General features: G+C 63.5%; 21 protein-coding genes. 4 read left to right on the top strand and 17 right to left on the bottom strand.

The window, feature by feature from the left end:
- The first annotated feature begins 76 nt into the window (after positions 1–76).
- Positions 77–967 (top strand): pseudouridine synthase, encoded by an 891-nt coding sequence (locus tag U873_RS0105200; RefSeq protein ID WP_025127224.1) that lies wholly within the window; start codon positions 77–79, stop codon positions 965–967.
- Between the two features lie 93 nt (positions 968–1060).
- On the opposite strand, the gene U873_RS0105205 is transcribed toward U873_RS0105200, so the two are convergent.
- Positions 1061–1282: a YgdI/YgdR family lipoprotein gene (locus U873_RS0105205; protein WP_025127225.1), complete on the bottom strand. Its 222-nt coding sequence runs from the start codon at positions 1280–1282 to the stop codon at positions 1061–1063.
- Between the two features lie 278 nt (positions 1283–1560).
- Between U873_RS0105205 and moaB the strand changes: the two genes are divergently transcribed.
- Positions 1561–2100 carry a molybdenum cofactor biosynthesis protein B gene (moaB, locus tag U873_RS0105210; protein ID WP_025127226.1) on the top strand — a complete coding sequence of 180 codons (540 nt, stop codon included), beginning with the start codon at positions 1561–1563 and terminating at the stop codon, positions 2098–2100.
- Positions 2101–2122: 22 nt separating this feature from the next.
- Positions 2123–3310, top strand: coding sequence for a gephyrin-like molybdotransferase Glp (glp, locus tag U873_RS0105215; RefSeq protein ID WP_177330241.1), 1188 nt, complete (start codon positions 2123–2125; stop codon positions 3308–3310).
- Between the two features lie 41 nt (positions 3311–3351).
- Here the strand turns inward: glp and U873_RS0105220 are convergent, their stop codons facing one another.
- The 13 genes from U873_RS0105220 to U873_RS0105280 all read right to left on the bottom strand — a co-directional run bounded on the left by U873_RS0105220 (position 3352) and on the right by U873_RS0105280 (position 18872).
- Positions 3352–3591, bottom strand: coding sequence for a hypothetical protein (locus U873_RS0105220; RefSeq protein ID WP_025127228.1), 240 nt, complete (start codon positions 3589–3591; stop codon positions 3352–3354).
- A 126-nt stretch (positions 3592–3717) separates the two neighbouring features.
- Positions 3718–4644 carry a glycosyltransferase family 2 protein gene (locus U873_RS0105225; RefSeq protein WP_025127229.1) on the bottom strand — a complete coding sequence of 309 codons (927 nt, stop codon included), beginning with the start codon at positions 4642–4644 and terminating at the stop codon, positions 3718–3720.
- A gap of 27 nt (positions 4645–4671) precedes the next feature.
- Positions 4672–6087 carry a lipid II flippase MurJ gene (locus U873_RS0105230; protein ID WP_025127230.1) on the bottom strand — a complete coding sequence of 472 codons (1416 nt, stop codon included), beginning with the start codon at positions 6085–6087 and terminating at the stop codon, positions 4672–4674.
- A gap of 8 nt (positions 6088–6095) precedes the next feature.
- Complete coding sequence (locus tag U873_RS0105235; RefSeq protein ID WP_025127231.1) at positions 6096–6917, bottom strand: acyltransferase; 822 nt, start codon at positions 6915–6917, stop codon at positions 6096–6098.
- Positions 6914–8332 (bottom strand): O-antigen ligase, encoded by a 1419-nt coding sequence (locus tag U873_RS0105240; RefSeq protein ID WP_025127232.1) that lies wholly within the window; start codon positions 8330–8332, stop codon positions 6914–6916. Before U873_RS0105240 ends, U873_RS0105235 begins: the two co-directional genes overlap by 4 nt.
- Entirely contained in the window at positions 8332–9432 is a 1101-nt protein-coding gene (locus U873_RS0105245) for a glycosyltransferase family 1 protein (protein ID WP_025127233.1), read from the bottom strand. Before U873_RS0105245 ends, U873_RS0105240 begins: the two co-directional genes overlap by 1 nt.
- A complete protein-coding gene (locus U873_RS0105250; protein ID WP_025127234.1) occupies positions 9423–10640 on the bottom strand; it encodes a glycosyltransferase family 4 protein in 1218 nt (405 codons plus the stop codon). The genes U873_RS0105245 and U873_RS0105250 overlap by 10 nt, the downstream gene beginning before the upstream one ends.
- Before the next feature lie 2 nt (positions 10641–10642).
- On the bottom strand, positions 10643–11938 hold the full coding sequence (locus U873_RS0105255) for a cellulase family glycosylhydrolase (RefSeq protein ID WP_025127235.1): 1296 nt from the start codon (positions 11936–11938) through the stop codon (positions 10643–10645).
- Positions 11928–13124, bottom strand: a complete 1197-nt coding sequence (locus U873_RS0105260; RefSeq protein WP_025127236.1) for a glycosyltransferase — start codon at positions 13122–13124, stop codon at positions 11928–11930. The genes U873_RS0105255 and U873_RS0105260 overlap by 11 nt, the downstream gene beginning before the upstream one ends.
- A complete protein-coding gene (locus U873_RS0105265) occupies positions 13124–15118 on the bottom strand; it encodes an LPS biosynthesis protein (RefSeq protein WP_025127237.1) in 1995 nt (664 codons plus the stop codon). The genes U873_RS0105260 and U873_RS0105265 overlap by 1 nt, the downstream gene beginning before the upstream one ends.
- A gap of 17 nt (positions 15119–15135) precedes the next feature.
- The gene (locus tag U873_RS0105270; RefSeq protein ID WP_025127238.1) at positions 15136–15912 is read right to left on the bottom strand and encodes a polysaccharide biosynthesis/export family protein; all 777 of its coding nucleotides are present in this window, start codon (positions 15910–15912) and stop codon (positions 15136–15138) included.
- Between the two features lie 68 nt (positions 15913–15980).
- The gene (locus U873_RS0105275; RefSeq protein ID WP_025127239.1) at positions 15981–17438 is read right to left on the bottom strand and encodes a mannose-1-phosphate guanylyltransferase/mannose-6-phosphate isomerase; all 1458 of its coding nucleotides are present in this window, start codon (positions 17436–17438) and stop codon (positions 15981–15983) included.
- Entirely contained in the window at positions 17439–18872 is a 1434-nt protein-coding gene (locus U873_RS0105280) for an undecaprenyl-phosphate glucose phosphotransferase (RefSeq protein WP_025127240.1), read from the bottom strand. It abuts the gene before it with no gap.
- 433 nt (positions 18873–19305) lie between these two features.
- Between U873_RS0105280 and yegS the strand changes: the two genes are divergently transcribed.
- The gene (gene yegS / locus U873_RS0105285) at positions 19306–20205 is read left to right on the top strand and encodes a lipid kinase YegS (protein ID WP_025127241.1); all 900 of its coding nucleotides are present in this window, start codon (positions 19306–19308) and stop codon (positions 20203–20205) included.
- A gap of 1 nt (position 20206) precedes the next feature.
- On the opposite strand, the gene U873_RS0105290 is transcribed toward yegS, so the two are convergent.
- The 3 genes from U873_RS0105290 to U873_RS0105300 all read right to left on the bottom strand — a co-directional run bounded on the left by U873_RS0105290 (position 20207) and on the right by U873_RS0105300 (position 22721).
- On the bottom strand, positions 20207–20866 hold the full coding sequence (locus U873_RS0105290; protein WP_025127242.1) for a response regulator transcription factor: 660 nt from the start codon (positions 20864–20866) through the stop codon (positions 20207–20209).
- Positions 20863–21756 carry a sensor histidine kinase gene (locus tag U873_RS0105295; protein ID WP_025127243.1) on the bottom strand — a complete coding sequence of 298 codons (894 nt, stop codon included), beginning with the start codon at positions 21754–21756 and terminating at the stop codon, positions 20863–20865. Before U873_RS0105295 ends, U873_RS0105290 begins: the two co-directional genes overlap by 4 nt.
- Positions 21757–22283: 527 nt before the next feature.
- Complete coding sequence (locus U873_RS0105300) at positions 22284–22721, bottom strand: hypothetical protein (protein WP_025127244.1); 438 nt, start codon at positions 22719–22721, stop codon at positions 22284–22286.
- Positions 22722–22765 lie beyond the last annotated feature (44 nt).

Raw genomic sequence — 22765 nt, forward strand, 5'->3', positions numbered from 1 at the left:
CAGGAGAAACTGCTCCTAGGTTCCTTGTGGCGGCTGTTGGATAATGCCGCCTTGCATTGAACCCTCGAGTTTTTGTATGCCTTCCGCGAGTTTTTCTGCTGCACAGCATCAGGCCAGTACCCTGTACCTGCCACCCGGTTCCTGGACCACAGTGCTGGATTGCCTGTGCGATCACTTCAAGGCCATCAGCCGTGAACAGTGGCTGGATCGCATTGCCCGGGGGCGAGTGCTGGACGGACAGGGCCAGCCCATCAGCCTGGATCTGGCGTACCGCGAAGGCCTGCGGATCCATTATTTTCGCGAGGTGCCGGACGAGAAGGTGATCCCGGTGCAGGAGACGATCCTGTACGCCGACGAACACCTGGTGGTGGCGGACAAGCCACACTTTCTTCCAGTGACCCCGGCAGGCGAGTACGTTGAACAGACCTTGCTGCGACGCCTGATCCGGCGTCTGGACAACCCGCACCTGGTGCCCTTGCACCGCATCGATCGGCATACGGCAGGGTTGGTGCTGTTTTCCGCCGATCCCGAGAGCCGCTCCGCCTATCAGGCATTGTTCCCTACCCGGCAGATCGAAAAGCGCTACGAGGCGATCGCCGGAGCCTTGCCCCACTTGAGCTTTCCCCGGGTGCACAAGAGCCGATTGGTGGACGGCGAGCCGTTTTTCCGCATGCAGGAAGGCGAGGGGCCGAGCAACACCGAAACCGTCATCGAGGTCAGGGAAACGCACGGTGAGTTGTGGCGCTATGCCCTGTACCCGGTCACCGGCAAGAAGCACCAGCTGCGGGTGCACATGAGTGCCCTGGGGGCGGCGATCTGCAACGACCCGTTCTATCCCGAGGTGCTCAAGGACGCCGAGGACGATCATGCCAACCCGCTGAAGCTCCTGGCCCAGGGGCTGCGTTTCATCGATCCGCTGACGGGGCAGGAACGGGAGTTCGAAAGCCGCCTCAGCCTGGCCTGGTGAATGGCCACAACCACGGCTGACTCTTCGCGTCCCACAAACAATAAAACCCGCACCAGGCGGGTTTTATTATTTGCGCAGCGCCAGCCGTCGGGCTTACAGCTCTTTGACGGTGCGTACTTGATCCTTGTTGATACGAGTCTGCTTGCCGTCCAACTGCTCGAACTCGTAGAAGCCGGAATCCTTATCGTATTTAGGGGTGTCAACGGCCTGGATTTCGCGACCGTCATTCAGGGTGATCACTGACGGCGAAGCGCAACCGGCAAGCGTGGCCAGGCCCAGAGCGAGCATGAAAGTGGCGAGGGTCCGATGAGTCATTGTGTGTCTCCAAAATGGGTACTTTTGAGTGCTGGTCTTCAGACGTATACAACGTCTGCAAGTTCCTTGGCCAGGGACATTCTGCCACGTTGTCGGATCGATCGCAGGCGTTCGCTGCAGCGGATCCACTGGCTGCGGGGCATCGCTGGTGCAGCGCATCTCTCGGCGACCTGGCGTTCAAGGGCCGGAGCGGGGGTGATTGCCAGCCCCCGGGCGGCGGCAGGGCAGAGGGCTGTGATATAACAACGGGCTGTTTCTTCTACCACTGGATCGAGCCTATGAAAGCCAAGGCGGACGTACCCTTTGCCCCATTGAACATTGCGGTGTTGACCGTCAGTGACACCCGTACCCTGGAAACCGATACCTCCGGACAGGTCTTCGTCGAGCGCCTGGGCGCTGCCGGCCATCGCCTGGCGGCGCGGGTCCTGCTCAAGGACGACCTGTACAAGATTCGCGCCCAGGTCGCCACCTGGATCGCCGATGACGTGGTACAGGTGGTGTTGATCACCGGCGGCACCGGTTTCACCGGGCGCGACAGCACCCCGGAAGCGGTGTCCTGCCTGCTGGACAAGCAGGTCGACGGTTTCGGTGAACTGTTCCGGCAGATCTCGGTGGCAGACATTGGTACGTCCACCGTGCAATCCCGAGCCCTGGCCGGTCTGGCCAACGGCACCCTGGTGTGCTGCCTGCCGGGCTCGACCAATGCGGTCCGCACCGGCTGGGATGGGATTCTGGCCGAACAGCTGGACTCACGTCATCGGCCGTGCAACTTCGTCCCCCATTTGAAACAGGCCGCGCCCTGTGAATCCCGTGGGTAAGCCGGGCAAGCTCGGCGCCTTGATGCCGGTGGAAGAGGCGCTGGAGCGACTGCTGGCGATGGCCGAGGCGGCGCCCATTGTCGAACGTGAGCGGTTGCCCTTGGCAGCCACTCAGGGGCGGGTGCTGGCAGAAGCGCTGATTTCCAGCCTGGACCTGCCGCCCTGGCCCAACAGTGCCATGGATGGCTACGCCTTGCGCCTGGAGGACTGGAAAGGCGAGGCGCTGCCGGTCAGCCAGCGAATCTTTGCCGGGCAGGCCCCCGAGCCGCTGCAGCCGGGAACCTGCGCCCGGATCTTCACCGGTGCCCCGGTACCTGAGGGTGCGGACTGCGTTGAAATGCAGGAAAACGCTCAGGTCCAGGATGATCAGCGAGTGCGCTTCAGCGAGCCGTTGAAGGTGGGCCAGAATATCCGGCCTCAAGGCCAGGAAACCACCGTGGGCGAGGCGGTGCTGGAGGCGGGTACCCGTTTGGGACCGATCGAGCAGGGCTTGGCGGCTTCCCTGGGGTGCGCCGAGCTGGAAGTGGTGCGCCGAGTGCGGGTGGCGGTGCTGTCCACCGGTGATGAGCTGGTGGAGCCGGGCCAACCCCTGGGTCCGGGGCAGATCTACAACAGCAACCGGGTGCTGCTGTGCAGTTGGTTGCAGCGCCTGGGGTGCGAAGTGCTGGATGCGGGGATCTTGCCCGACGATCTTCCCGCGACCCGCCAGCGCCTGGCGGAGCTGGGGGATGTCGACCTGATTCTATCCACCGGCGGTGTGTCGGTGGGGGAGGCAGACTTTCTCGGCATCGCTCTGCGGGAGGCCGGCGAGCTGGCCTTGTGGAAACTGGCGATCAAGCCCGGCAAGCCTCTGACCTTCGGCCATTTTCGCGGGGTACCGGTGATCGGCCTGCCGGGCAACCCGGCCTCGACGTTGGTGACCTTCGCCCTATTGGCACGCCCCTACCTGTTGCGCCGCCAGGGCGTGCAGCAGGTGCAGCCGTTGCGCTTCCAGGTGCCGGCGGGGTTTGTCTGGGCCCAGCCCGGCAACCGTCGCGAATACCTGCGTGGCCGCCTGGAGGGCGGTCGAGCGATCATCTACCGCAACCAGAGTTCAGGCGTCCTGCGCAGTGCAGCCTGGGCCGAAGGGCTGGTGGAGGTGATGGAAGGACGAACCCTGGCGGAAGGCGACTGGGTGAGTTTCATTCCCTTGAGCGAAGTGCTGGACTGAGCATAGCGGGCCCGGTCGTCGGAGCGGGCCCTTGCTTTATGTCAGCGCAGCAGTAACAACAACAGCAGTCCGAAGCGGCTGTGGAAGCCCCAGGTCACCAGGCCGGCCAGCAACATCGCCGCGAGTGCCATCCAGGCAAGACGCCTGAGTGTCGGCAGCAACCTGGCGTGGCGTGACAGTGGCAGGTCGAACTCCCGGGGCGCCTGGTCAGTCCGCCAGGCACGATCTTGCATGTGGTCGAGCGGTGAATGCCCTTGTGGATAGAATCCCTTGTCGTTCATGACGGTGCACTTCCCTGTGTCAGGCGTCAGCGCCTGATAAGCACAGTCACTGATTGGCCTGTTAGGGTCAATTCAGGTGATTCTCATTCTTCGGTCAGAAAAATCACTTTATCTCCGGGCCCTTGTTCAAGCGTGCGGGCTGTCCCAATAACGCCTGTACATGCCCAGGTTTTTCTTCAAGCCCAGGGGCAGGTGGCGCTCCTGCTGGCTGAGCTTGTAGGCGAACAGTTTCAACGCGTTGCGTAGCAACGACCCCGGCCATTCCAGCAACCGCCGGGGGCCGAGGAAGCGCAATTCGGATTTGACGTAGCGCAAGCCCTCGCCCCCGGCACCACCGAATGCCTCGCGGATCCAGGGTTCGCGGGCATGGAACACGCCGATGTCAAAGTAGCGGCGAAACTCTTCCTTGAGGCTGTAGTTGTGGGAATGGCGGCAACAGGCGCTGCCCTCGTAGGCCACCTTCCAACCCGCCAGGAGCATCTTGGCGCCCACGTACATGTCTTCGGACAGGATCACGTGGTTGGGAAATCCGCCGACCTGCATCAAGGCTTCGCGTCGATAGGCACTGAAGGAATTGGACATGAAGGCCGTCTTGATACCCAGCACAGGCACGTCGGCGAGGCTTTTCACCTGGGAGGTCGGTGGGTAGTTGAACAGGCGCGCATGGGTGGCCAGGGGGCTGGCATTCAGGTGCGGCAGTTGGCGCCCGCACACGGCGCCCACTTGCGGGTCGGCGAAGGGCGCAACGATGTTGGCGATGCCCTCTGCATCCTCCAGGTAGGCATCCTGGGTCATGAACACGTACACGTCGTAATCGGCATTGCGTTGCACCATCAGCTGCCGGGTGCCGCCGTGGTTGAAGTCGCGGCTGTCGATGCGCAGCACATGGGGGCAGCGTGACACGGCCAGTTCATAGGTGCCGTCGCTGGAGCTGGAGTCGACGATCAGCGTATCGAAGTGCGCACGCTGGATGGCCAGGGAATCCAGTAGCCGCGCCAGGTCCTGGCGGCCGTTGTAGGTCGGGATCACACAGGCCACGCGCAGTGTCGACATAGTCGATGCCTCCGGTTCGGATCAGGTTCAGGTCAGGTTCTGACGCCAGGGGCGCAGCCACGCGGCGAGCACCAGCAACAGCAGCAGGCCGCAGGAACTGCTCAAGCCCAACTGCCAGGCGATCGAGGTCAGGGGGTGCAGGAACAGCGCCGCCAGCGTCATGCCGCCGATGCCGATCAGCCAATGGCTGCGCCACGGCACCTGCCCCAGCAGTTGCTGGCGGCGCATCAGCAACAGCCCTGTGAGCAGCACCCCGCAGATTGCTGCCAGGGCGATGCCGATCAAGCCAAAGAAATACGGCAGCAGGGCCAGCAGCAGCGCATTCAACAGGCTGCCGGCCAGCTCGCAGTTGAGGGGCATGCGGGTGTCACCTGCGGCGTAGGCATAACGTGCCAGCAGGGCGTTCCAGGCACCGAACAGCAGCGGCACCGAGAACCAGGCCAGCAACTCCGGCAGAGGGCTGCCGGTGGCCTGGTTGGGCAGCAACAGGTGCACCAGGGCCGCCGCCGCGCCGATCAGCCCGACCACCGCCGGAATGGTCAACAAGGTGGCGCTGCTCAGGCCCTTGCGCAGAAGATCCAGGCGCTGTTCGCCGGAGCTGCCGCTCATCAGCCCAAGCAGTACCTGGTTGAGGCTCATCAAGGCAATCAGCGGCAGGTTGATCAGCTTGCGCGCCAGGTTGATCCAGGTAACGGCCCCTTCACCCAGCAGCGACGCGGCCATGCGCTCGAGCAGGGCCAGGCCCTGGCTGGCGAGGTTGCTGCTCAGCAGTGGGCCGATGCGTTGCAGCAGCTCGCGCCCGGCTCCCGGCGCACCCTGGATGCGCCACGGCCGCCAGCCGTCCCGCAGCAGGCTCGGTAGCAGCGCGGTCGGCATCAGCAGGCTGCCCAGGACGCAGGCCGCCGCCAGCCCGGTGGGAGTGGCCGCGTGGTGCAGGCTGGCCAGGTAGAGCACCGGCGGCAGGTTGAACAGCAGCGAGCCCAGGCCGGCCAGGACAAAGCGCGAGCGGGCCTGCAAGGGCACACAGAACAGGCTGTGGAGAATGAACCCCGGCGCGCACCAGGCCAGCAGGTGCAGGCCGCCACCGGCCAGGGCGTAGCCGTCGTTGCCCAGGCCGGGGCCGATCAGGCGCACCCACAAAGGCGCGCCGAGGCTGAGCACGCTCGCCAGCAACAGCCCGCAGAGCAGCAGGCGTGGTGCCAGGGCACTGAGCCAGGCCTGCTGTTCTGCAGCCGAACGCTGCTGGTACAGCGGCAGCGCCGCGGCACTCAGCAAGCCGGCGGCCAGGGCCATGCGCAGGGCTTCGGGCAGGAACATCGCCACCAGGAAACCGTCGCTCTGGCCCCCGGCGCCCCAGGCCGCCACCAGCAGCCATTCCCGGGCAAAGCCGGCGGCCAGCCCGGTCAGGGTGGCGAGGGTCAACCACAGCGTGGCGCCGAACATGGGACGGCTTAGTGGAACAAAGTGAACAGGCCTTTGCCGCCCACTTTGTAGTTGAGGTTGCGGCAGCGTTCGCCCTTGATGGCCGCGTCCGGCCCGCTGACGATGGCGTAAGGCGGCACCGGCTTGGACACCACGGTCTGCCCGCCAACCACCGCGCCTTCACCAATGTCGGCACCAAAGGACAGTAGCGCTCGGCTGGCGATCCAGGCGTAGTCGCCAATGTAGATCGGCCCGCCCACGGCCCAGAATTCCGGCTCCTTGAGGTCGTGGCCGCCGGCGATGATCAGCACGTGGGAGGCGATGGTCACGTGATTGCCGATGATCAGCCCGCCCCGGGCATCCAGCTGGCAGTGCCAGGCCACGGTGCTGTCCTGGCCGATGCGCAGGCTGTCGACACCGAGCACCTCGGTGTTGCGCCAGACCGTGGAGCCCTTGCCGATCTTCGCCCCGCCAAGGCGCAGCCAGAGCAGGCGCAGGGTGTGGCTGGGGATCTTGCAGATGAGGATGTTGTAGATCTGTTCCCAGACCCGCAGCATGCGGTCGCGCAGGGTCGGCCAGTTGATCCCGTACATGGGGATCAGCGCGCCCTTCAGCTCGCGACTCAAGAGTTTGTAGAAGCGCCGTGGCAGGGGCGGCTCGATCTTCGACTCGATGTTCAGGTAGCTGACATAGGTCAGCACATTGCCCTTGAGCGGCTGTTCGAACAGCACGTCGTTTTCCAGCATCCACTGGTAGGCCGTCTCCAGTTCCTCCAGGCTCACGCCCATTTTCTGCGCATATTCAGGCAAGGCCTGCTTCAGGTTCTGCGAATGGAAAAGGCGATGTTTCATGGGCGGATTCCTGGGAGAGGGGAGTCATGGGGGAGCTCGGGGGCTTGGGCGCGGGCCTTGAGCCGCAGGCGCCTGGCCTCATGCAGATTGAGGCCCAGCAACAGCCAGAACAGAGCGATCAACACCTGGGTAAAACTGAAGTAATGGTCGAACAGGCCGCTGATCAGCGCAGCACTGAGACCGGCACCGCTGCCGAGCCAGAGCGCGTTGTCGCGGTTCAGCCTGACCCGTTTCTGGGGAGCCCGGGTTTCCCGCCACCAGCTCCAGATCACTGCGACGAACAACAGCATGCCGGGCACACCGATCTTGTAGATGTAGTTCAGCCAGAGGTTGGAGATGCCCCACAGGCCCGTGCCGGGCACCGGCGGATCGACCTTGAAGCCGATGCCGAAGGGGAACATGGCCATGGCTGCGGGGAAGTGCGAGTACTCGTCGACCCGCACGCTGGTACTGGCATCGTTGGAAGAGAACAACGTCAGCAGGCGGTCCTGCAGGGGCGGATAGGACATCAGTAGCAAGGCGCCCAGGACGAAGCCGCCCATCAGCATGCGCCCGGTGTAGGGCACCCGCTGGCGGGCCATCCAGATCAGCACCACTAACAGGCTCAGCAGGGCACCGCGGGAGCCGGAAAGCAGCAGCCCGATGACACCCAGCAGGGCCACCGCGAGCCCCAGCCGGCGCTCCCAGCCATTGCGGGTCAGGCCGAAGCAGAAGGCCAGGGGCAGCAGCAGGGCCATGGCCCCGCCGGTGACGTTGGGGTGCATCCACGGCGAACCCATGCGGTTGGCCAGGGCTGTGAGGCTGTCCCCCAGCACCGTGATGCCACCGTAGCCAAGCTTTTCCAGGATCGGTGTCATGGCGGTGGCGGTGCCGTTTTTCAGGAACACCGGGATCGACAGCAGCAGGAGCAGCAGGGTCCCCAGCAGCATGCCGCAGACCAGTTGCTCCCGGGCTTTGTATTCCTGGAGCAGGCGTGGCACCAGGAACAATGCCGAGAGGTTGAGCAGCCAACGCACCCAGTTCACCGGACCATTACCGTCGGCATTCACCGTCAACTGGCCGATGATGAACGGCAGCGTGCTGAAGGCCATCAGTGCCAGTAGCAGTTTCTCGGTGCGCAGCAACTTGGGCGCCTGCGGCAGGTTGGAGAACAGGTTCTGCAACAGGACGCCGGCCCAGACCAGCAGCAACAGTGCTTCCGAGACCGTGGTGCGCAGGCCGATCTGTACCGTGGAATAAGGCAGGAAGGTTGCCAGCACGGCGAACAGCAGCAACCCGCGCAGTGGCCGGCGGACCACCGTCACCGCCGCCGCGATGCCGACCATCAGTATCAGCACCTTCAGCGGTGGCAACAGCCAGACCAGCACACCGAAGAGCAGGCTGAAAAGTACCGCCAAGGGTAGCGCGATGGGCATTACTTGAGTTCCTCGAGCAGCTCATCGAAACGCTGGCGATAGGCGCTCTGCGCGTAGCCGGCGGCCCAGGCCTTGAGAGCCTCGGGATCTTCTGCCGGAGCGCTGGCCAGTTGCACCATCAGCTGGCTCAGGGCGGCGCTGTCGGTGGGCGAGAAGCGCGGGCTGGCGGCCGGAGTGATTTCATCCAGGGCCGAGCCGCTGGCCACTGCCACCGGGGTGCCGACACTCAGGGCCTCGATCACCGGCAGGCCGAAGCCCTCGGCGTAGGAGGGTTGCCACAGGCGCTGGGCCTGGCGGTAAACCGCATGCAGTTGGCTGTCGCTGATGTCACTGAGGAAATGCAGCCCGGGCAGGGCTCGCAGCTCGACGGGCAGGTGTTCCGGGGCGCCGACCAGCACCAGTTCCGGCACCTCGGGAGACTGCTGGCGCGCGGCCTGCCAACTGCGCACGAACCAGGGAATGTTCTTGCGCGGTTCGCGGGTGCCCACCGCCAGCCAGTAGCGCTCGGGCAGTTGCAGATCGCTGATGTCGGCGGCTTCACCGCTGAAGCCGCTGACCAGGTTGGGCAACACCCGGACCTTGTCCCGCGCCTCGGGAAACAGTTTCACCAGCTCATCGGCGGTGTACTGCGAAGGGGTCCAGATGCGGTCTGCCTGCTTGACCGAGTGGCCGATGGACAGCTTGTCGCTGAGGCCATAGACCCGTTCCTTGAGCCTGGAGCCGTGGCTGTTGGTCAGGGTCAGCTGGAACAGGTCATGCAGTTGCAGCACATAGCGCAGGCCCTGGGGTTTCTTGCCCAGTGGCAGGCCCATGTTGAAGTTGCAGATGTACAGTTCGACCTCTGCTTCACGCAGGGCGCCGGGCAGGAAGCCGCCCTCGAAACGCAGGCGCGTGGGCAACCTGTGCACGCCTTGCAGGGGCGCGCCCCAGCGTGGGCAATGCACCCGGCGACGCAGCGGATGATCTTCCGGGGCCACGCCGAACAATTGCAGGCTGACCTGGGGGTTGGCTCGCAGGGCGTCTTCCAGTGCCAGGTTCTGCCGGCCGATACCACTGTTGCTGTAGCCCGCGGCGGGGCGGTAATCCAGACCTATGCGCATACGGACACTTCTTCTTTGACAGAGGGGAGTTGCTGATAGACCGCTTCCAGCTGAGCAGCAGCGACGGTCCAGTCGTGTTCGGCCATCACGTAGTCGCGCCCGGCACTGCCGATGCGCTGCAGGTACCCGGGATCGGCCAGGGCCTCGGCGAGGATCTGGGCCAGGGCGCCGGGGTCTTCGCTGCCCAGGTAATGCCGACCGTTTTCCACTTGCAGCCCCGAGCTGCCCTGGGCGGTGGTCACCACCGGCAGGCCGGCGGCCATGGCTTCGAGCACCTTGAGCTTGGAACCGCCCCCCTGGCGCAGCGGGGCGAAGAACAGTGCCGAACGTCGCTGCAGGTCCCGCAGGTCAGGGACGAACCCCTGCCACTCAATGCGCGGGTCCGGCCAGCGCTGGCGGAAGCTGTCCGGCAGGGCGTAGCCGCAGATGGCGAAGCGCACCTCGGGATTGAGGGCCCAGAGCCGTGGCAGGATCTCTTCCAGGGCCCACTCCACGGCGTCCAGGTTGGGGCTGTATTCGTAGTTGCCGATGAACAGCAGGCGCTGGCTGGCCAGGTCCGGCTGCACCGCAGCGTAGTAGCCGCAGTCGACGCCGTTGACCACCACAGCCGCGGGCTTGCCGCTCAGGCGGGCCAGGGTCTGGGCGTCCTGTTCGGTCACTGCGACCACCCTGGCCGCCTGTTGGAAGACTCGGCGTTCCCAGCGCCGGTAGCGCCACTGGTCATACAGAGTGAAGGGTTTCGACCAGGCCGGCAGGCGGTCGTAGCTGGCCGCACCGAGGGCCGACTCGACGTTGTGCTCGGTGAGGATGAAGTCTTGCCGGTGCTGCTGCAGGGGCCGTTCGAAAGGCTGGAAGCTGTAGCTGTGCTCGATCTGGATCACGTCCCAGGGCTCGTGGAGCAATGCGTTGAAGCGCTCCTGCAACGGTTTGGCCAGGCCGTTCACATCGGCCAGCATGGGGTAGGGGGCGAACAGCACTGACATCAGGGTCTTGAAGCTGCGCAAGGGCCGCCGTGGCAGCACGATCAAGCGGTCCAGCCAGGGCTCCAGGGCGGCGCGGGCAGCTTCATCCAGCGGCGTCTTGGACTGCACCAGCAAGGTGATGCGATGGCCCCGGGCTGCGAGGGCTCGCAGCAAGTGGTATTGCCGGGTCTTGCCGCCGCTGGTGGCTGGCCAGGGCAGGTAGGGCAGGGTCCAGAGGATTTTCATGCTCACCACACCAGGAGTTGCAGGCTGGGTTTCAGCGGGACACTGATGCCCTGCTGTGCGCTCAAGTCGGTTCGGCTGCCGCTCAACGGGTCGTGCAGGGTGGCGGCGTTGAGGCCGGGAACCTGCAGACTGGCGCCGCTGGCACTCCAGAACATCCACACATGGGAGCCGTCGGGGCGAGTCCAGGCAATGCTGTACAGGTCGTCGGGGGCATTGGCCAGGGGCGGTGGGTCCGCGGGGGCCAGGCTGGGGCCGGTGGTGTCGAGGAAGTACTTGAGGGCGTTGTACACCGGCTTGGGTTCGCCGCTGAGGTCCACCAGGCCGTAGGACTGGTCACGGTTGCTGGCGCGGGCGTCGAGGTCACTGAGGTTGAACAGGAAGATCCGCTGATAGTCCATGGTCGCCATCAGGGCCAGGCGTCGCAGGGTGTAGTCGGCCTGGCCGTCGCGACCGATCATCGCCTGCATCTCGCGGGCACCGCTGGTGTAGCTCGACCAGCCCCACTCGGTGGCCCAGACCTGCTGCACGCCCCGGCTATGGAGGGCGCTGTTGAGAAAGTTGCCGCGCACCAGGAAGTCCTTGGCCGTGGCATCGTCGCCTTCCGGAAGTTCGGAGTAGGGATGGTAGGCAGCGATCAGATTCTCGCTGCCCAGGCCGTCTTGCAGCAGGTCCTCGAGCATCAGCCCCGGGGTACTGCGCATCTGGCTGTAGTAGGCCATGCCGGCAGTGGCCACGGGCTTGTCGGGAATGGCTGCGCGAATGGCCGTGGCGGTGGTGGTGAGCAGTCGGTCGTAGGCGTCGGGGTCTTCCTTGGGCAGCCAGACGATGTTCGGTTCGTTCCACACCTGCCAGGTGTTCACCTGGGGATAGCGCTGGGCGAGCATCTGCATGCGCTGGGCGAAGACGTTGTAGTCCTTGGGCGGGTACTGGTCGGATGGCGCGGCCCCGGCCGGTACCGCGGCGGCGAAGGGCGCTGAACCGACCAGGTAGGCGAGGATAGAGTACTGGCGCCCCTGCATGGCACTCATGGCGCTGTCCAGGGTATCGAGTTGCAGGTCGTTTTCAGTGGGCTCGATCATTGCCCAGTGAATGGCCAGGCGGACCCAGGTCAGGCCCAGGGCGTCGAGGCGGTCCATCTGTTTTTGAGAGACGCTGGGACTGAAATACTGGAACTGCGCGTTGCCCCCCAGAAAATCCTTCCACACCACCGGGTGTGTGCCGCGCAGGGTGTTGTCCGCCACTGCGGGCCAGGACAGGCAGGCCAGCACCAGCAGAAGAAGCCTGGAGCTACGTTGCATAGGCATGTGCGTTTCCTCCACAGGCATCTGCAAACACGCGGGCGAAACGCTCGGCGGTTTGGCTCCAGACCCGGCGGGTGCCGATCACGGCCGCGTGTTCGGCCCAGCGTTCCGCCAACTCCGGGCTGGCACACAAGTGGCTGAGCTCGGCGGCCAGGGCGGCGACATTGCCCTGGGGAAAGATCACCCCGTTGTCCTGGGCCACCTCTTCGGCGAATGAGCGGGCATCGGAAGTGATGGCGCCGCGACCGCAGGCCACCGCCCAGGACAGGGCGCCGCTGGTGCCCCGCAGCTTGCCCAGGAGCTTCAGTTTGCTGGACTCGCGGTAGGGCAGGACCATCACGTGATGAGCCTGGATCACCTTGGGAATGTCCATGGCCGGCAGGTCCAGTTGCCAGTCGATACTGTCCTGCAGGTTCAGGCGCTGGATATGCTGGCGCAGTTGATCCAGGTAGCTGCCGGCGCTACCGAAGGCCATTTCCGGTTCACTGCCTCCGGCCAGGGTCAGGCGCATGCGCTGGCGCATGCCGGGCTGCTGGGCGAAGGCCATGGCCAGCGCGTCCAGCAGGTCCTCGATGCCCTTGCCACGGTAGATGAAGCCGAAATACAGCAGCCGCAAGGGCGTCAGCGGTGGCAGGGGCTGGGCCGGGATGGCCAGGTTGCCATGGGGGATCACCACCATCTGTTCGGCGCGCAGGCCCATGCGCTGGCGCAGGCAGTCACCACCGGCGTGGGTCAGGGTGATCAGCCGGGTGAGGCTGCGGGCCAGTTGCTTTTCCTCATGCAGGCAAACGGGATCGCTCAGCACCGTGGCGATCTGCGGCAGAGGCGAGGGCAGGCGCGTTGCCAGCGATAATGGCCAGGGCAGTTGCGCCCGACGCCAGACCAGGCGCTCGGGATCATGCACCGTAGCGCTCAGGGGGAGCCTGGGGAAACGCTGGCGCAAGGCCTTGAGGGCGTGAAACTCCGCCAGGCGTCCACCCCCCAGTTCGGCATGGACCAGGTCGATGCCCTGCCAGTCGTATTGCGTCACCCGTTCGACGGCGCGCTGCGGGTCGTTGCCGACCCCCGCCAGCGGTGTACTGATCCGCAGTCCCTGGGCTTGCAGTGCAGCGCGCAGGTGCGCGGCATAGTCGGCGATACCGTTCTGTTCCGGGGGCATGGGGGCCAGCAGGGCAATGTGCATCAGCGATGGCTCCTGACCCGCGCCATGAAGTTCAGCACGTTTTCCGGGATGCCAAAGCGCCGGCGGTTGATGATGATGCCGTCGACCCGCTTGAACGCGGTGTTGAGGATCGACAGGGCGTTTTGCAGCACTGGCACCGTGGTGGTTTCGGCTTCGACAATCAAGGCGATCAGGTCGGCCTCGCGCAGGCTGACGAAGGCTTCCTGGTTGGAGAAGAAGCCCGAGGCCTCCAGCAGCACGATCTCTCCGGGGGCCGCCTTGGGAGCGCCATCGACTCGCACGTTATGGCCTCGCTGCTGCAGCAGGTCGCGCAGGTGCCCGGTGACGAAGCTCACGCCTTCACCGTGCCGGGCGGAGGTCAGGCCAATCACCAGCCCCTGTTCGGCCACCTGTTTGAGAGGCAAAACCCCGTACAGCCGATAGAGACTGGCAGTGAAGGCGCTGTTGCGCTGGGGCAGGTGGCTGTCCAGGTCCTGCAGGCTGGTCCAGACCTTGACCCCGAAGCGTTCCTCGATCTGGTCGCCGTCATGGATGCGCTGGTCCAGCAGATAGAAGAAATACAGGGCCAGCAGGCCCACCGCCAGGCTCAGGGGAATGGCCGCCAAGAGCATGGTCAGGCTCTTGGGGAATACCCGGCTGGGCTTGAAGGTGGCTTCCTCGATCACCGCGATGTTGCTGATCTGGCTCTGGTCCAGCTCGCGGTCGATCCGGGCTTTTTCGGTGCTGTCGCTGTACAGGGCAAAGCTTTTTTCCGCGGCATTGAGCTCGCGCTGCAGGCGCGCCAGCTCGGGTTCCAGGGCCAGGGCCTGGCGCCGATCCTGTTCCAGCTTGAACAGTTGGGCTTCTTGCTGGGCAGCCTGGGTCTGCAGGCGACTGAGGCTGGCCTGCTGGTCGGCGAAGCTGTTCTGCAGGCGGGTATAGACCGGGTTGGGTGCCAGGTTCTCGCTGCGCTGCACGGTGCCGTTTTCCGATTTCAACAAGGCTTGCAGGTTGGCGATCGCCGAGTCCATGGCCCGCACCGGCGGGGCGCCTTCCTTGAAGGTGCGGAGCATTTCCTGGCGTTCGATCTGCTTGGCATTGATCCGTTGCTGCAGGTCCTGGCGATCAGGGTTGAGGCTCATCTGGCGGCCAATGCTGATCTCTTTCTTCATGCTGTTGAGCTGCTTCTGGATGGTGTCCAGGCCGCTCTTGGTGGACGCCACGGCACGGGTGGTATTGAGGTGCTCGCCCTTGAGGTTGTTGAGATTGCGCGAAATATCGTTGAGGCGCTCTTCGATGCTCACCGCACCTAGCTGATTGAGGTAGTCGGTGATCTGCTGCTTGTAGCCGAGGATGCGTTGATTGGTGGTAGCGCTTTCGGTTTCATAGAAGGCATACAGGCTCTTGCGTCCCAGAGTCTGCGCGCGCTCCTGCTGGTACTGCTCGATCCAGCTCTTGACCACTGTCTGCGCCACTTCGGGATCGTTCCAGGTAAAGCTGACCTCCATCACCGAGGAGCCGGGGGAATGGGTGACGCTGAAGTTCTTCAGCATACGTTCGGTCAAGCGTTCGACGGGGGTCTGCTTTTCCACCAGTCCCACCAGTTGCAAGGTGCCGCGCAGCAGGTCGGCAATGCCTTCCACGGCCGCCTTGACCGCGCCCTTGATGCTGGCCAGCACGCCGCTGGGCTGGGGCTGTCGGGACAGATCGTCGAGGTACTTCTCGGCGACTTTGCGGGCAATGGGTTCGCCGCTCAGGATGCGCTCTTCGTCGAGAATCGGATCACGTTGCGCACTGGGAATCACCACCGCCTGGCGATCGGAAATCTCGATCGGCAAGGTGCTGGTGTCGCGGCCCGGCTTGACCAGCAGCAGCGCCGTGGACTCGAAGCGGTTGGGCAGCAGGAAGGCCCCCAGCAAGATGATGATGAAGGTCACCAGAACCGTGATCTTGACCTCGCGCTTGAAGATGAAAAACAACCGCAGCAAATCGCGAAAAGAACGGATATTGATCATAGGGCTGTCCTTGGCGATCAGTTGGCTGATTGGCGGTTGATTTCGTAACTCGCCCCGATGCCGATCGATTTAGTGAACGGAATCAACTGGTTGAGGTACACGTCCACCCATTCAATGCCGTTGCCGACGCTGGATTTGGGCACGAACACCACATCGCCGCGTTGCAACAGCACTGGAGCGGCCCCGGCATTGCCGGCGATCATGAATTTCCGATAGTCGAAGAAGTAGGTCTTGTAGCGCCCATCCTCGCCTTCGCGCAGCAGGGCGATGTTGCGGCTGTCGCCTACTGACAGCAGCCCTCCGGCGCCGACTATGGCCTGCTCCAGGGTGGTGGTCACGGTCACCGGGAGCGAGGCCGGATTGCGCACCGAGCCGCCGACGAACACGGTGTTGCCGGGAGCCTGGTTGATGTTCACGGTGAGCGCTGAATCCTGGTAGATGTTCTTCAGCTTGCTTTCCAGGACCTGGGTCAGTTGCTCGGGGGTCAAGCCTGCCGCCTTGATCTGTCCGGCGTAGGGATAGGCGAAGGTGCCATCGTTGAGCACGGTGAACAGCGTCAGCTCATAGATCGAGTTGGCGGTGAAGGCCGAGATCGACGGGGCTTCGCCGGTGTTGCGCACGATGCGCAGGGTGTCGCCAGGGCGGATCCGCTGGGGCGGCAAGGGCTTGCCGGCCAGGGCATCGCCAGCCTGGTGCCCGGCCTTCAGATCCTGGCCGGGGGGCAACTCCACCTTCGCCGGTATGGAACAGGCACAGAGCATGAAAATACTGGAGATCAGCAGGAGTTTTTTCATCGAACGGTCTTCCTGGCGTGCATAGTTACAACTCCCTGTAGGGCCAGATTGAGGCATGAGGCGTTGTTTCAGGGTTTGCTGGGCTCGGCAGGAACCCGTCCATAAATGTCGTTGAAGCGCACGATGTCGTCTTCGCCGAGGTACTCCCCGCTCTGCACTTCGATCATCACCAGGTCAATCACCCCTGGATTGACCAGCCGATGAGTGCGGCCGGGCTTGATGAAGGTCGATTCGTTGGTGTTGAGCAGGAACTCGTCCTCGCCATTGGTGACCAGGGCCATGCCGCTGACGACGATCCAGTGCTCGCTGCGGTGGTGGTGCATCTGCAGCGACAGCGAAGCGGCGGGCTTGACCATGATGCGTTTGATCTTGAAGCGCGGCCCCTCCTCGAGCACCGTGTAGGTGCCCCAGGGGCGGGTCACGGTGCGGTGCAGCTTGTAGGCGTCGTGGCCGATGCGCTTGAGTTCCTGGGCGATCAGCTTGACGTCCTGGCTGCGTGTGCCGTCAGCCACCAGCAGGGCGTCCGGAGTGTCGATGATGATCAGGTTGTCCAGGCCGACCGCCCCCACCAGGCGCTTGCGCGAATCGATGTAGCAGTTGGTGACGTCGCGCAGCACGGTTTCACCGTTGCACTGGTTGCCGTTCTCGTCGGCGGGAGTCAGTTCGCGCACGGCCTGCCATGAGCCGATATCGCTCCAGCCCAGCTTGCAGGGCACCACGGCGACCTTGTTCGAGCGCTCCATCACCGCGTAGTCGATGGAGATGTCCTGGGCCTGGGCGAAGCTGCCGCCGTCCAGTTCCACCTGCAATTCATGCTTGCCTTCCTTGCGGTGACTCAGTTGCAGGCACTGTTGGACGGCGGTCACCACATCGGGTACCAGTTCGCGCATTTCCTGGAGGATGGCGTCGGCGCGCATGCAGAACATGCCGCCATTCCACAGGTGCTGGCCGCCATCGACATAGGCCTTGGCGGTGGCGGCGTCGGGTTTTTCGACGAAGCGGCTGACCTGGAAACTCTCGGTGTTCAGGGCCTGGCCTTTCTCGATGTAGCCAAAGCCGGTCTCGGCATGGGTCGGCACGATGCCGAAGGTCACCAGCCAGCCTTGTTCGGCCAGTTGCCGGGCGCTGTCCACCGCGGCGGCAAAGGCCTGCACATCCTTGATCAGGTGGTCGGCGGGCAGCACCAGCAGTTGGGCATCCTCGCCATACAAGTGGCTGATGTGCAGGGCTGCGGCGGCGATGGCCGGCGCGGTGTTGCGGCCAAAAGGCTCGAGGATGAAATCCAGTTCGATGCGTGCCTTGTTCAACTGGCGGTAGTCGTCCAGGGTGCGGAAGAACACCTCGCGATTGGTCACCGTCAGCAGGCGCCCAACGTCTTTCAGGGCGGTGGCGCGGACAAAGGTCTTCTGCAGCAGGCTCTCGCCGTCCGGCAGGCGCATGAAGGGTTTGGGCATCGCTTCGCGGGATACCGGCCACAGACGGGTGCCGGCGCCGCCAGCAATGATGCAGGGAATGAGTGTGCTCATTCAGAAGGCCTCGCGGGTCATGATGACGGATGGAACCGTGCGGAACAGGATGTAGAGGTCAAACCAGACCGACCAGTTTTCGATGTATTCCAGATCGAATTCGACGCGTTTCTCGATTTTTTCCAGGGTGTCGGTTTCCCCCCGGTAGCCGTTGATCTGCGCCAGGCCCGTGATGCCCGGCTTGACCCGATGGCGCGAGGTGTATTCCTTGACCGCCTCTTCGAAGAGGATGCCGGCGGCCTTGGTTGCCGTGGCATGGGGGCGCGGGCCGACCATGGACATGCTGCCGCCCAGGACGTTGAACAATTGGGGCAGTTCGTCGAGGCTGGTCTTGCGGATGAAGCGTCCGACCCGGGTGATGCGCGGGTCGCCGCGGGTGGTCTGTTTCTCGGCGTTGGCATCGCTCAGGTGCTGGTGCATCGAGCGGAACTTGTAGACCTCGATCAGCCGGTTGTTGTAGCCGTAGCGCTTCTGCTTGAACAGCACCGGGCCGGAAGAGTCGAGCTTGATCGCCAGGGCCACCGCCAGCATCACCGGCGACAGCAGGATCAGGGCGACGCTGGACAGCACCATGTCTTCCAGTCGCTTGAAAAATGGCGACCAGCCTCGAAGAGGCACTTCGGAGGCGTTGAACATCGGCAGGTTGGCGACTTCGGTGATGCGGTTGTGGGCGTGCCTGAACGCCACCATGTCGGGTACCAGCAGCACGTTCACCGGCAGCCGGCGCAGCTCGCGAATCACGTAGGCCATGCGGTTTTCCGCGGACCAGGGCAGCGCCACCAGGACTTGGGTGACCTTTTCCCCGCGAATCAACTGCTCCAGGTCATTGGAGTTGCCCAGCAGCGGCAGATTGCACAGGGTCTTGGGCAAGCGGCCGATGCGGTCATCGATGAAACCGATGACCCCGGAACGAATGTCCTGGTGCTGCGCCAGGTATTCGGCCAGGCGCTGGCCGTTTTCCGTGGCGCCGAGGATCACGGCGTTCTGCAGAAACACCCCGCGTTGCATCAGTTGCTGGAACAGGGTCAGGAGAATCAGGCGCTCAATGCCGAACAGCAGGAAACTGCCGATGAACCAGGCCAGCAGCTCGGGATTGCTGATATCGCTGAATATCTGCATCGAGTGATGCATGAACAGCAATACGCAGAAGGACGATGCCCAGGCAAACAGGGTCAGCTGGAAGCGCAGCTTGTTGCTGAATATCGACTCGGCATAGACCCCCAGGGCCTGGAAGATCAGGACGCTGATGACACCGAAGAACAACAGGGTCGGCAGGTCGCTTTTCAACTGCCCCAGGTGGTTGTTCGACAGCAGGACCAGCAGCAATCCGGGAAGGATCGCGGTCATTCCATGGACCAGGCGGATGCCAAGGAGGAAGTACTCGACCATGCTGGGTCGGGTCAGTAACAGGCTGTCTACAGGTTGCAACCGCATAAGATCAAAATCCCTCGATCCAAGGCACACCGGTTGACTGGAAAGACTGCGAGGAAGTTCGTAACCATTCCTTCACTTTGTCCGTTCCCGACACCGAATAAAACCACGTCGACTCCTTCCCTGGCGTGGCTGGCATTCACTGGGAAAGCAGGGACTTGTGCCTACTCAAGAGGCTCCCCTGCGTCGGCCAGCGCGCTGGCCTGCACTTCCTCATCCAAACGACTTGGCTGAGTAAAGCTCATGAAACAGCGGCTGGCTAATCGAACGCTGGCCAACCGACAGAAGAAAATTTTCAGTGCCCCGCAGCCCCCTGCAATTGCTCGGGAGGGTGGGCCAGACCGGCTTCGGAAAAAAATAAAGCGTGACCACAGACTTTTTCCCTACCCTGCAAGGTCAACATCCTTGATGCAGTCACACAGGGGAGTCATGGCTGATGAGTAAGCGCAAGGCGCTATTGATACTGCACGGTAAACAGGCCCTCAACGAGGAGGTGCGCGCCGCGGTCGAGGCCAAGCGTGCGGCCGGCTGGGAGTTGGCGGTACGCCTGACCTGGGAGGCAGGGGACGCCCAGCGCCTGGTGGCTGAAGCCCTGGCTGCCGGCCATACCCAGCTGATTGCCGGAGGGGGCGACGGTACATTGCGTGACATTGCCGAGGCCCTGGCCAATGCTGCGGCCCCGGCCAGCCTGGTGCTGCTGCCGCTGGGTACTGCCAATGACTTTGCCCGGGCCGCCGGCGTGCCCCTGGAGCCCGCTGCAGCCCTTGACCTGCTGGATGTACCGGCGCGGGCAATCGACCTTGGAGAGGTCGACGGGCAGATGTTTCTCAACATGGCCACCGGCGGTTTTGGCAGCCAGGTCACAGCCAATACTTCGGAGGACCTGAAGAAAGTCCTGGGGGGCGCGGCCTATCTGTTCACCGGGCTGTCGCGTTTCGCGGAACTGAGTGCCGCCTATGGCGAGTTGCAGGGGCCGGACTTCCACTGGCGAGGCGAACTGCTGGCCTTGGGCATCGGCAACGGTCGGCAAGCCGGGGGAGGGCATGAGTTGTGCCCGGGGGCCCTGGCCGATGATGGCTTGCTCGATATCAGCATCCTGCCGGCGCCCCAGGAGCTGGTGGGCACCCTGAAAAACCTGCTGGCGGGGGGGCTGGGGATCGACAATCTGTTTGTCCGGGCGCGTTTGCCCTGGGTCGAGATCAAGGCATCGCGAGGGCTGGATATCAACCTCGATGGCGAGCCGCTGCAGGGCGACAGGCTGCGCTTCAGTGCGCGCCCGGCGGCCTTGCAGGTGCATCTGCCGGCGGATTCGCCCTTGCTCGGCGGGGGGCGCTGAGTCAGTCGTCGAGGCTGATGATGCGCTCGCGCACGGCGAACAGCACCAGCCCGGCCACATCGAATATCTGCAGGCGCTTCATGATCTGTGAGCGGTGGGTTTCCACGGTCTTGATGCTCAGGCCCAGTCCCAGGGCGATCTCCCGGGTGGATTTGCCGCGGACGATCAGGCGCAGGATTTCCAGCTGGCGGCCAGTCAGGTTGTGGTTCTCCACGGGCTGCGGCTGGCTTTTCTGGGCCCGGGTCAGGGCCTGGTTGATCACCGTGTGAGCGATGGCCGGGCTCAGGTAGCGCTCGTTGTTGCGCAGCGCTTCAAGTGCGTGTTCGAGTTCGGTAGCAGTGGTGTCCTTGAGCAGGTAGCCGTGGGCGCCAGACTCCAGGGCCTGCATGATCAGGTTCGGGTCGGTGTGCATGGAGAGAATCAGCACCTTGCTCTGCGGGTGCAGCGCCTTGAGCTGACGCAGGGCGTCGAGGCCGCCGGTGCGCTTCATCGACAGGTCCAGGAGGATAATGTCCGGCTGCAGCTCCTCGACCATGTCCAGTAGGTGAGCACCGTCATCGGCCTCACCGATCACCGCGTATCCGGGAATGTCCATGACCAGGGCGCGCACGCCAGCCCGGATGAGCGAGTGGTCATCCACCAAGAGTAAATTACAGGTCAATGTAAAACCTTATTCGTACTGGCCCGCTCCAGGGTGCGAGGGGCCCAGGGAAAGAGTGCTTCGATCTGGGTGCCGTGGTCGGCCTCGCTGGTGACCGTGAGGGTGCCCCCCAGCTGGCTGATACGTTCCTGCATGCCGGCCATGCCGCGCTGACCCTGGGCGCCAGGGTTGCTGGCCGGGGCAAATCCCAGGCCGTCATCGCTGATGAACAGGGAAAGCCCTTCCGGCAGGCGTTGTACGCGTACCAGCAGGTTCTTTGCCTGGGCGTGGCGCAGCATGTTGGTCACCGCTTCCTGGGTGATGCGAAATGCGGCGACGGCCATTTCCTCCGGGATTCCCGCCAGGCGCTGGCGGCATTCCAGGCTCCAGTGCACCGAGGTGTTCTCCAGAGTCTTGAGCAGATGGGCGCGCAGGCTGGCTTCCAGTCCGAGACTGGCCAGTTGCCGGGGATGAAGAATGGCGGAGACGTCACGCACCTTGGCCAGGGTTTCTTCCAGGGTGGTGCCGAGCACCGTGCAGTGTTCCTGCAGGTCATCCGGCAGGCGCCGCTTGAGCCAGTCGGTCTGCAGCTTGGCTGCGGTCAGCAACTGGCCGATGTCATCGTGAAGTTCGCGACTGAGGCGGTGGCGTTCATTTTCTTTGACTTCCAGCAGGCGCTCGGCGAGCTCCTGAGGCAGAAACCGGATGGACTTGCGCGAAGAGCCGTATTGCATCCAGATGCAGGCCAGGGCCGCTACATTGAGGGCCAGCAGTGCCAGGGGCAGGGGTTGGCCCTGGCAATAGACCCACACCGTGGCCAATGCCGAGCAGGAGCACAGCAAGAGGCTGAGCCAGCGAAGATGATCACGGGAGGGAGGCCAAGTGAAGAATGACTTGAGGCTGGCGTACATAGCGGATGGAGCCAATGAATGTTCGCTGCGAAGAGCCCGGTCCAACGTGGATGACGGGGCTTGTTTGAGTAACGCTGTATTTTGAATGCCCGGTTTCAATCAATACTCTCGGCCTATCTTGTAGTGGCGGGTAGTGATTGCCGACATTGAAATCAATGTGCCATTAAGTGTGTCCGTTTATGCGCGGCATAATACCACCGAAGATACCGTTGGTCGCGTTTATACGCACAGGTATATATGTCTTTAGAGTCAGGAATATGGGCCCGCGACACATGAGTCCTGTGCGCTCTATCCAGCCCCGGATGGTCGTGGAAAGCGCTATTAATCCGGGCTTCACGGGGCTGCATGTTTTGTAACTGCATGTCCCGGGCAGGGTCGAAGTTAGGGGGCTTTGCTCGGTGATGTCGCTCTTGGGTATGAAATATTCAATAACGACCGAAGGCTTGCCCGCCGGCCCAATTGCTTATTGATTTTTCACTGGTTGACCGGAGTTGTTATCTGTCACCTGGCAGGGGGAGTTACAACTTCTAATGATTGCAGGAGGGGTATGCGCAGGTGCAGTTCTGTGCCACCTGACCTGCCAGCTCTTCGATCAGCATGACCTGCTCGGTGTCATCCAGATTGAGCTGTCCGTTTTGCGGGTCGATCAGTTCCAGTTGCCAGGCCATCAGTGTCAGGCAGCTTTTCAGTGCATCGAGGAGGGTGTCGTTGAGGTCCAGCGGGTGCTCTGGGCGTTTGAGCAGGACATGGATGCGCAGGGAGAACTCGGACACCGGCTGGATGGCGCTGTGGGCTGCGGCCTGAGCCAGGCGTAGCAGGGTGTTGAGCAGGCAGTTGATGGCTTCCTCGTCATTCCTGATCAGATGCAGATGATTCAGGCAGTCCTCTGATTTGGCGAGCAGCGTCTGGGCTTCAAGCAAGAACTCGGGCAGGGGGGTAACGCACTTGTGGCCGTCCTCTAGCATGCTTATCTCCATGACGTCGTGTCCGATGGGGGGATAGGGCGTTG

Source organism: Pseudomonas sp. PH1b, assembly GCF_000633395.1.
GTDB lineage: Bacteria > Pseudomonadota > Gammaproteobacteria > Pseudomonadales > Pseudomonadaceae > Aquipseudomonas.

Coding starts and splice junctions, on each gene's coding strand:
- U873_RS0105200 (WP_025127224.1), top strand. CDS start 77: ATGCCTTCCGCGAGTTTTTCTGCTGCACAGCATCAGGCCAGTACCCTG.
- U873_RS0105205 (WP_025127225.1), bottom strand. CDS start 1,282: ATGACTCATCGGACCCTCGCCACTTTCATGCTCGCTCTGGGCCTGGCC.
- moaB (WP_025127226.1), top strand. CDS start 1,561: ATGAAAGCCAAGGCGGACGTACCCTTTGCCCCATTGAACATTGCGGTG.
- glp (WP_177330241.1), top strand. CDS start 2,123: ATGCCGGTGGAAGAGGCGCTGGAGCGACTGCTGGCGATGGCCGAGGCG.
- U873_RS0105220 (WP_025127228.1), bottom strand. CDS start 3,591: ATGAACGACAAGGGATTCTATCCACAAGGGCATTCACCGCTCGACCAC.
- U873_RS0105225 (WP_025127229.1), bottom strand. CDS start 4,644: ATGTCGACACTGCGCGTGGCCTGTGTGATCCCGACCTACAACGGCCGC.
- U873_RS0105230 (WP_025127230.1), bottom strand. CDS start 6,087: ATGTTCGGCGCCACGCTGTGGTTGACCCTCGCCACCCTGACCGGGCTG.
- U873_RS0105235 (WP_025127231.1), bottom strand. CDS start 6,917: ATGAAACATCGCCTTTTCCATTCGCAGAACCTGAAGCAGGCCTTGCCT.
- U873_RS0105240 (WP_025127232.1), bottom strand. CDS start 8,332: ATGCCCATCGCGCTACCCTTGGCGGTACTTTTCAGCCTGCTCTTCGGT.
- U873_RS0105245 (WP_025127233.1), bottom strand. CDS start 9,432: ATGCGCATAGGTCTGGATTACCGCCCCGCCGCGGGCTACAGCAACAGT.
- U873_RS0105250 (WP_025127234.1), bottom strand. CDS start 10,640: ATGAAAATCCTCTGGACCCTGCCCTACCTGCCCTGGCCAGCCACCAGC.
- U873_RS0105255 (WP_025127235.1), bottom strand. CDS start 11,938: ATGCAACGTAGCTCCAGGCTTCTTCTGCTGGTGCTGGCCTGCCTGTCC.
- U873_RS0105260 (WP_025127236.1), bottom strand. CDS start 13,124: ATGCACATTGCCCTGCTGGCCCCCATGCCCCCGGAACAGAACGGTATC.
- U873_RS0105265 (WP_025127237.1), bottom strand. CDS start 15,118: ATGATCAATATCCGTTCTTTTCGCGATTTGCTGCGGTTGTTTTTCATC.
- U873_RS0105270 (WP_025127238.1), bottom strand. CDS start 15,912: ATGAAAAAACTCCTGCTGATCTCCAGTATTTTCATGCTCTGTGCCTGT.
- U873_RS0105275 (WP_025127239.1), bottom strand. CDS start 17,438: ATGAGCACACTCATTCCCTGCATCATTGCTGGCGGCGCCGGCACCCGT.
- U873_RS0105280 (WP_025127240.1), bottom strand. CDS start 18,872: ATGCGGTTGCAACCTGTAGACAGCCTGTTACTGACCCGACCCAGCATG.
- yegS (WP_025127241.1), top strand. CDS start 19,306: ATGAGTAAGCGCAAGGCGCTATTGATACTGCACGGTAAACAGGCCCTC.
- U873_RS0105295 (WP_025127243.1), bottom strand. CDS start 21,756: ATGTACGCCAGCCTCAAGTCATTCTTCACTTGGCCTCCCTCCCGTGAT.
- U873_RS0105300 (WP_025127244.1), bottom strand. CDS start 22,721: ATGCTAGAGGACGGCCACAAGTGCGTTACCCCCCTGCCCGAGTTCTTG.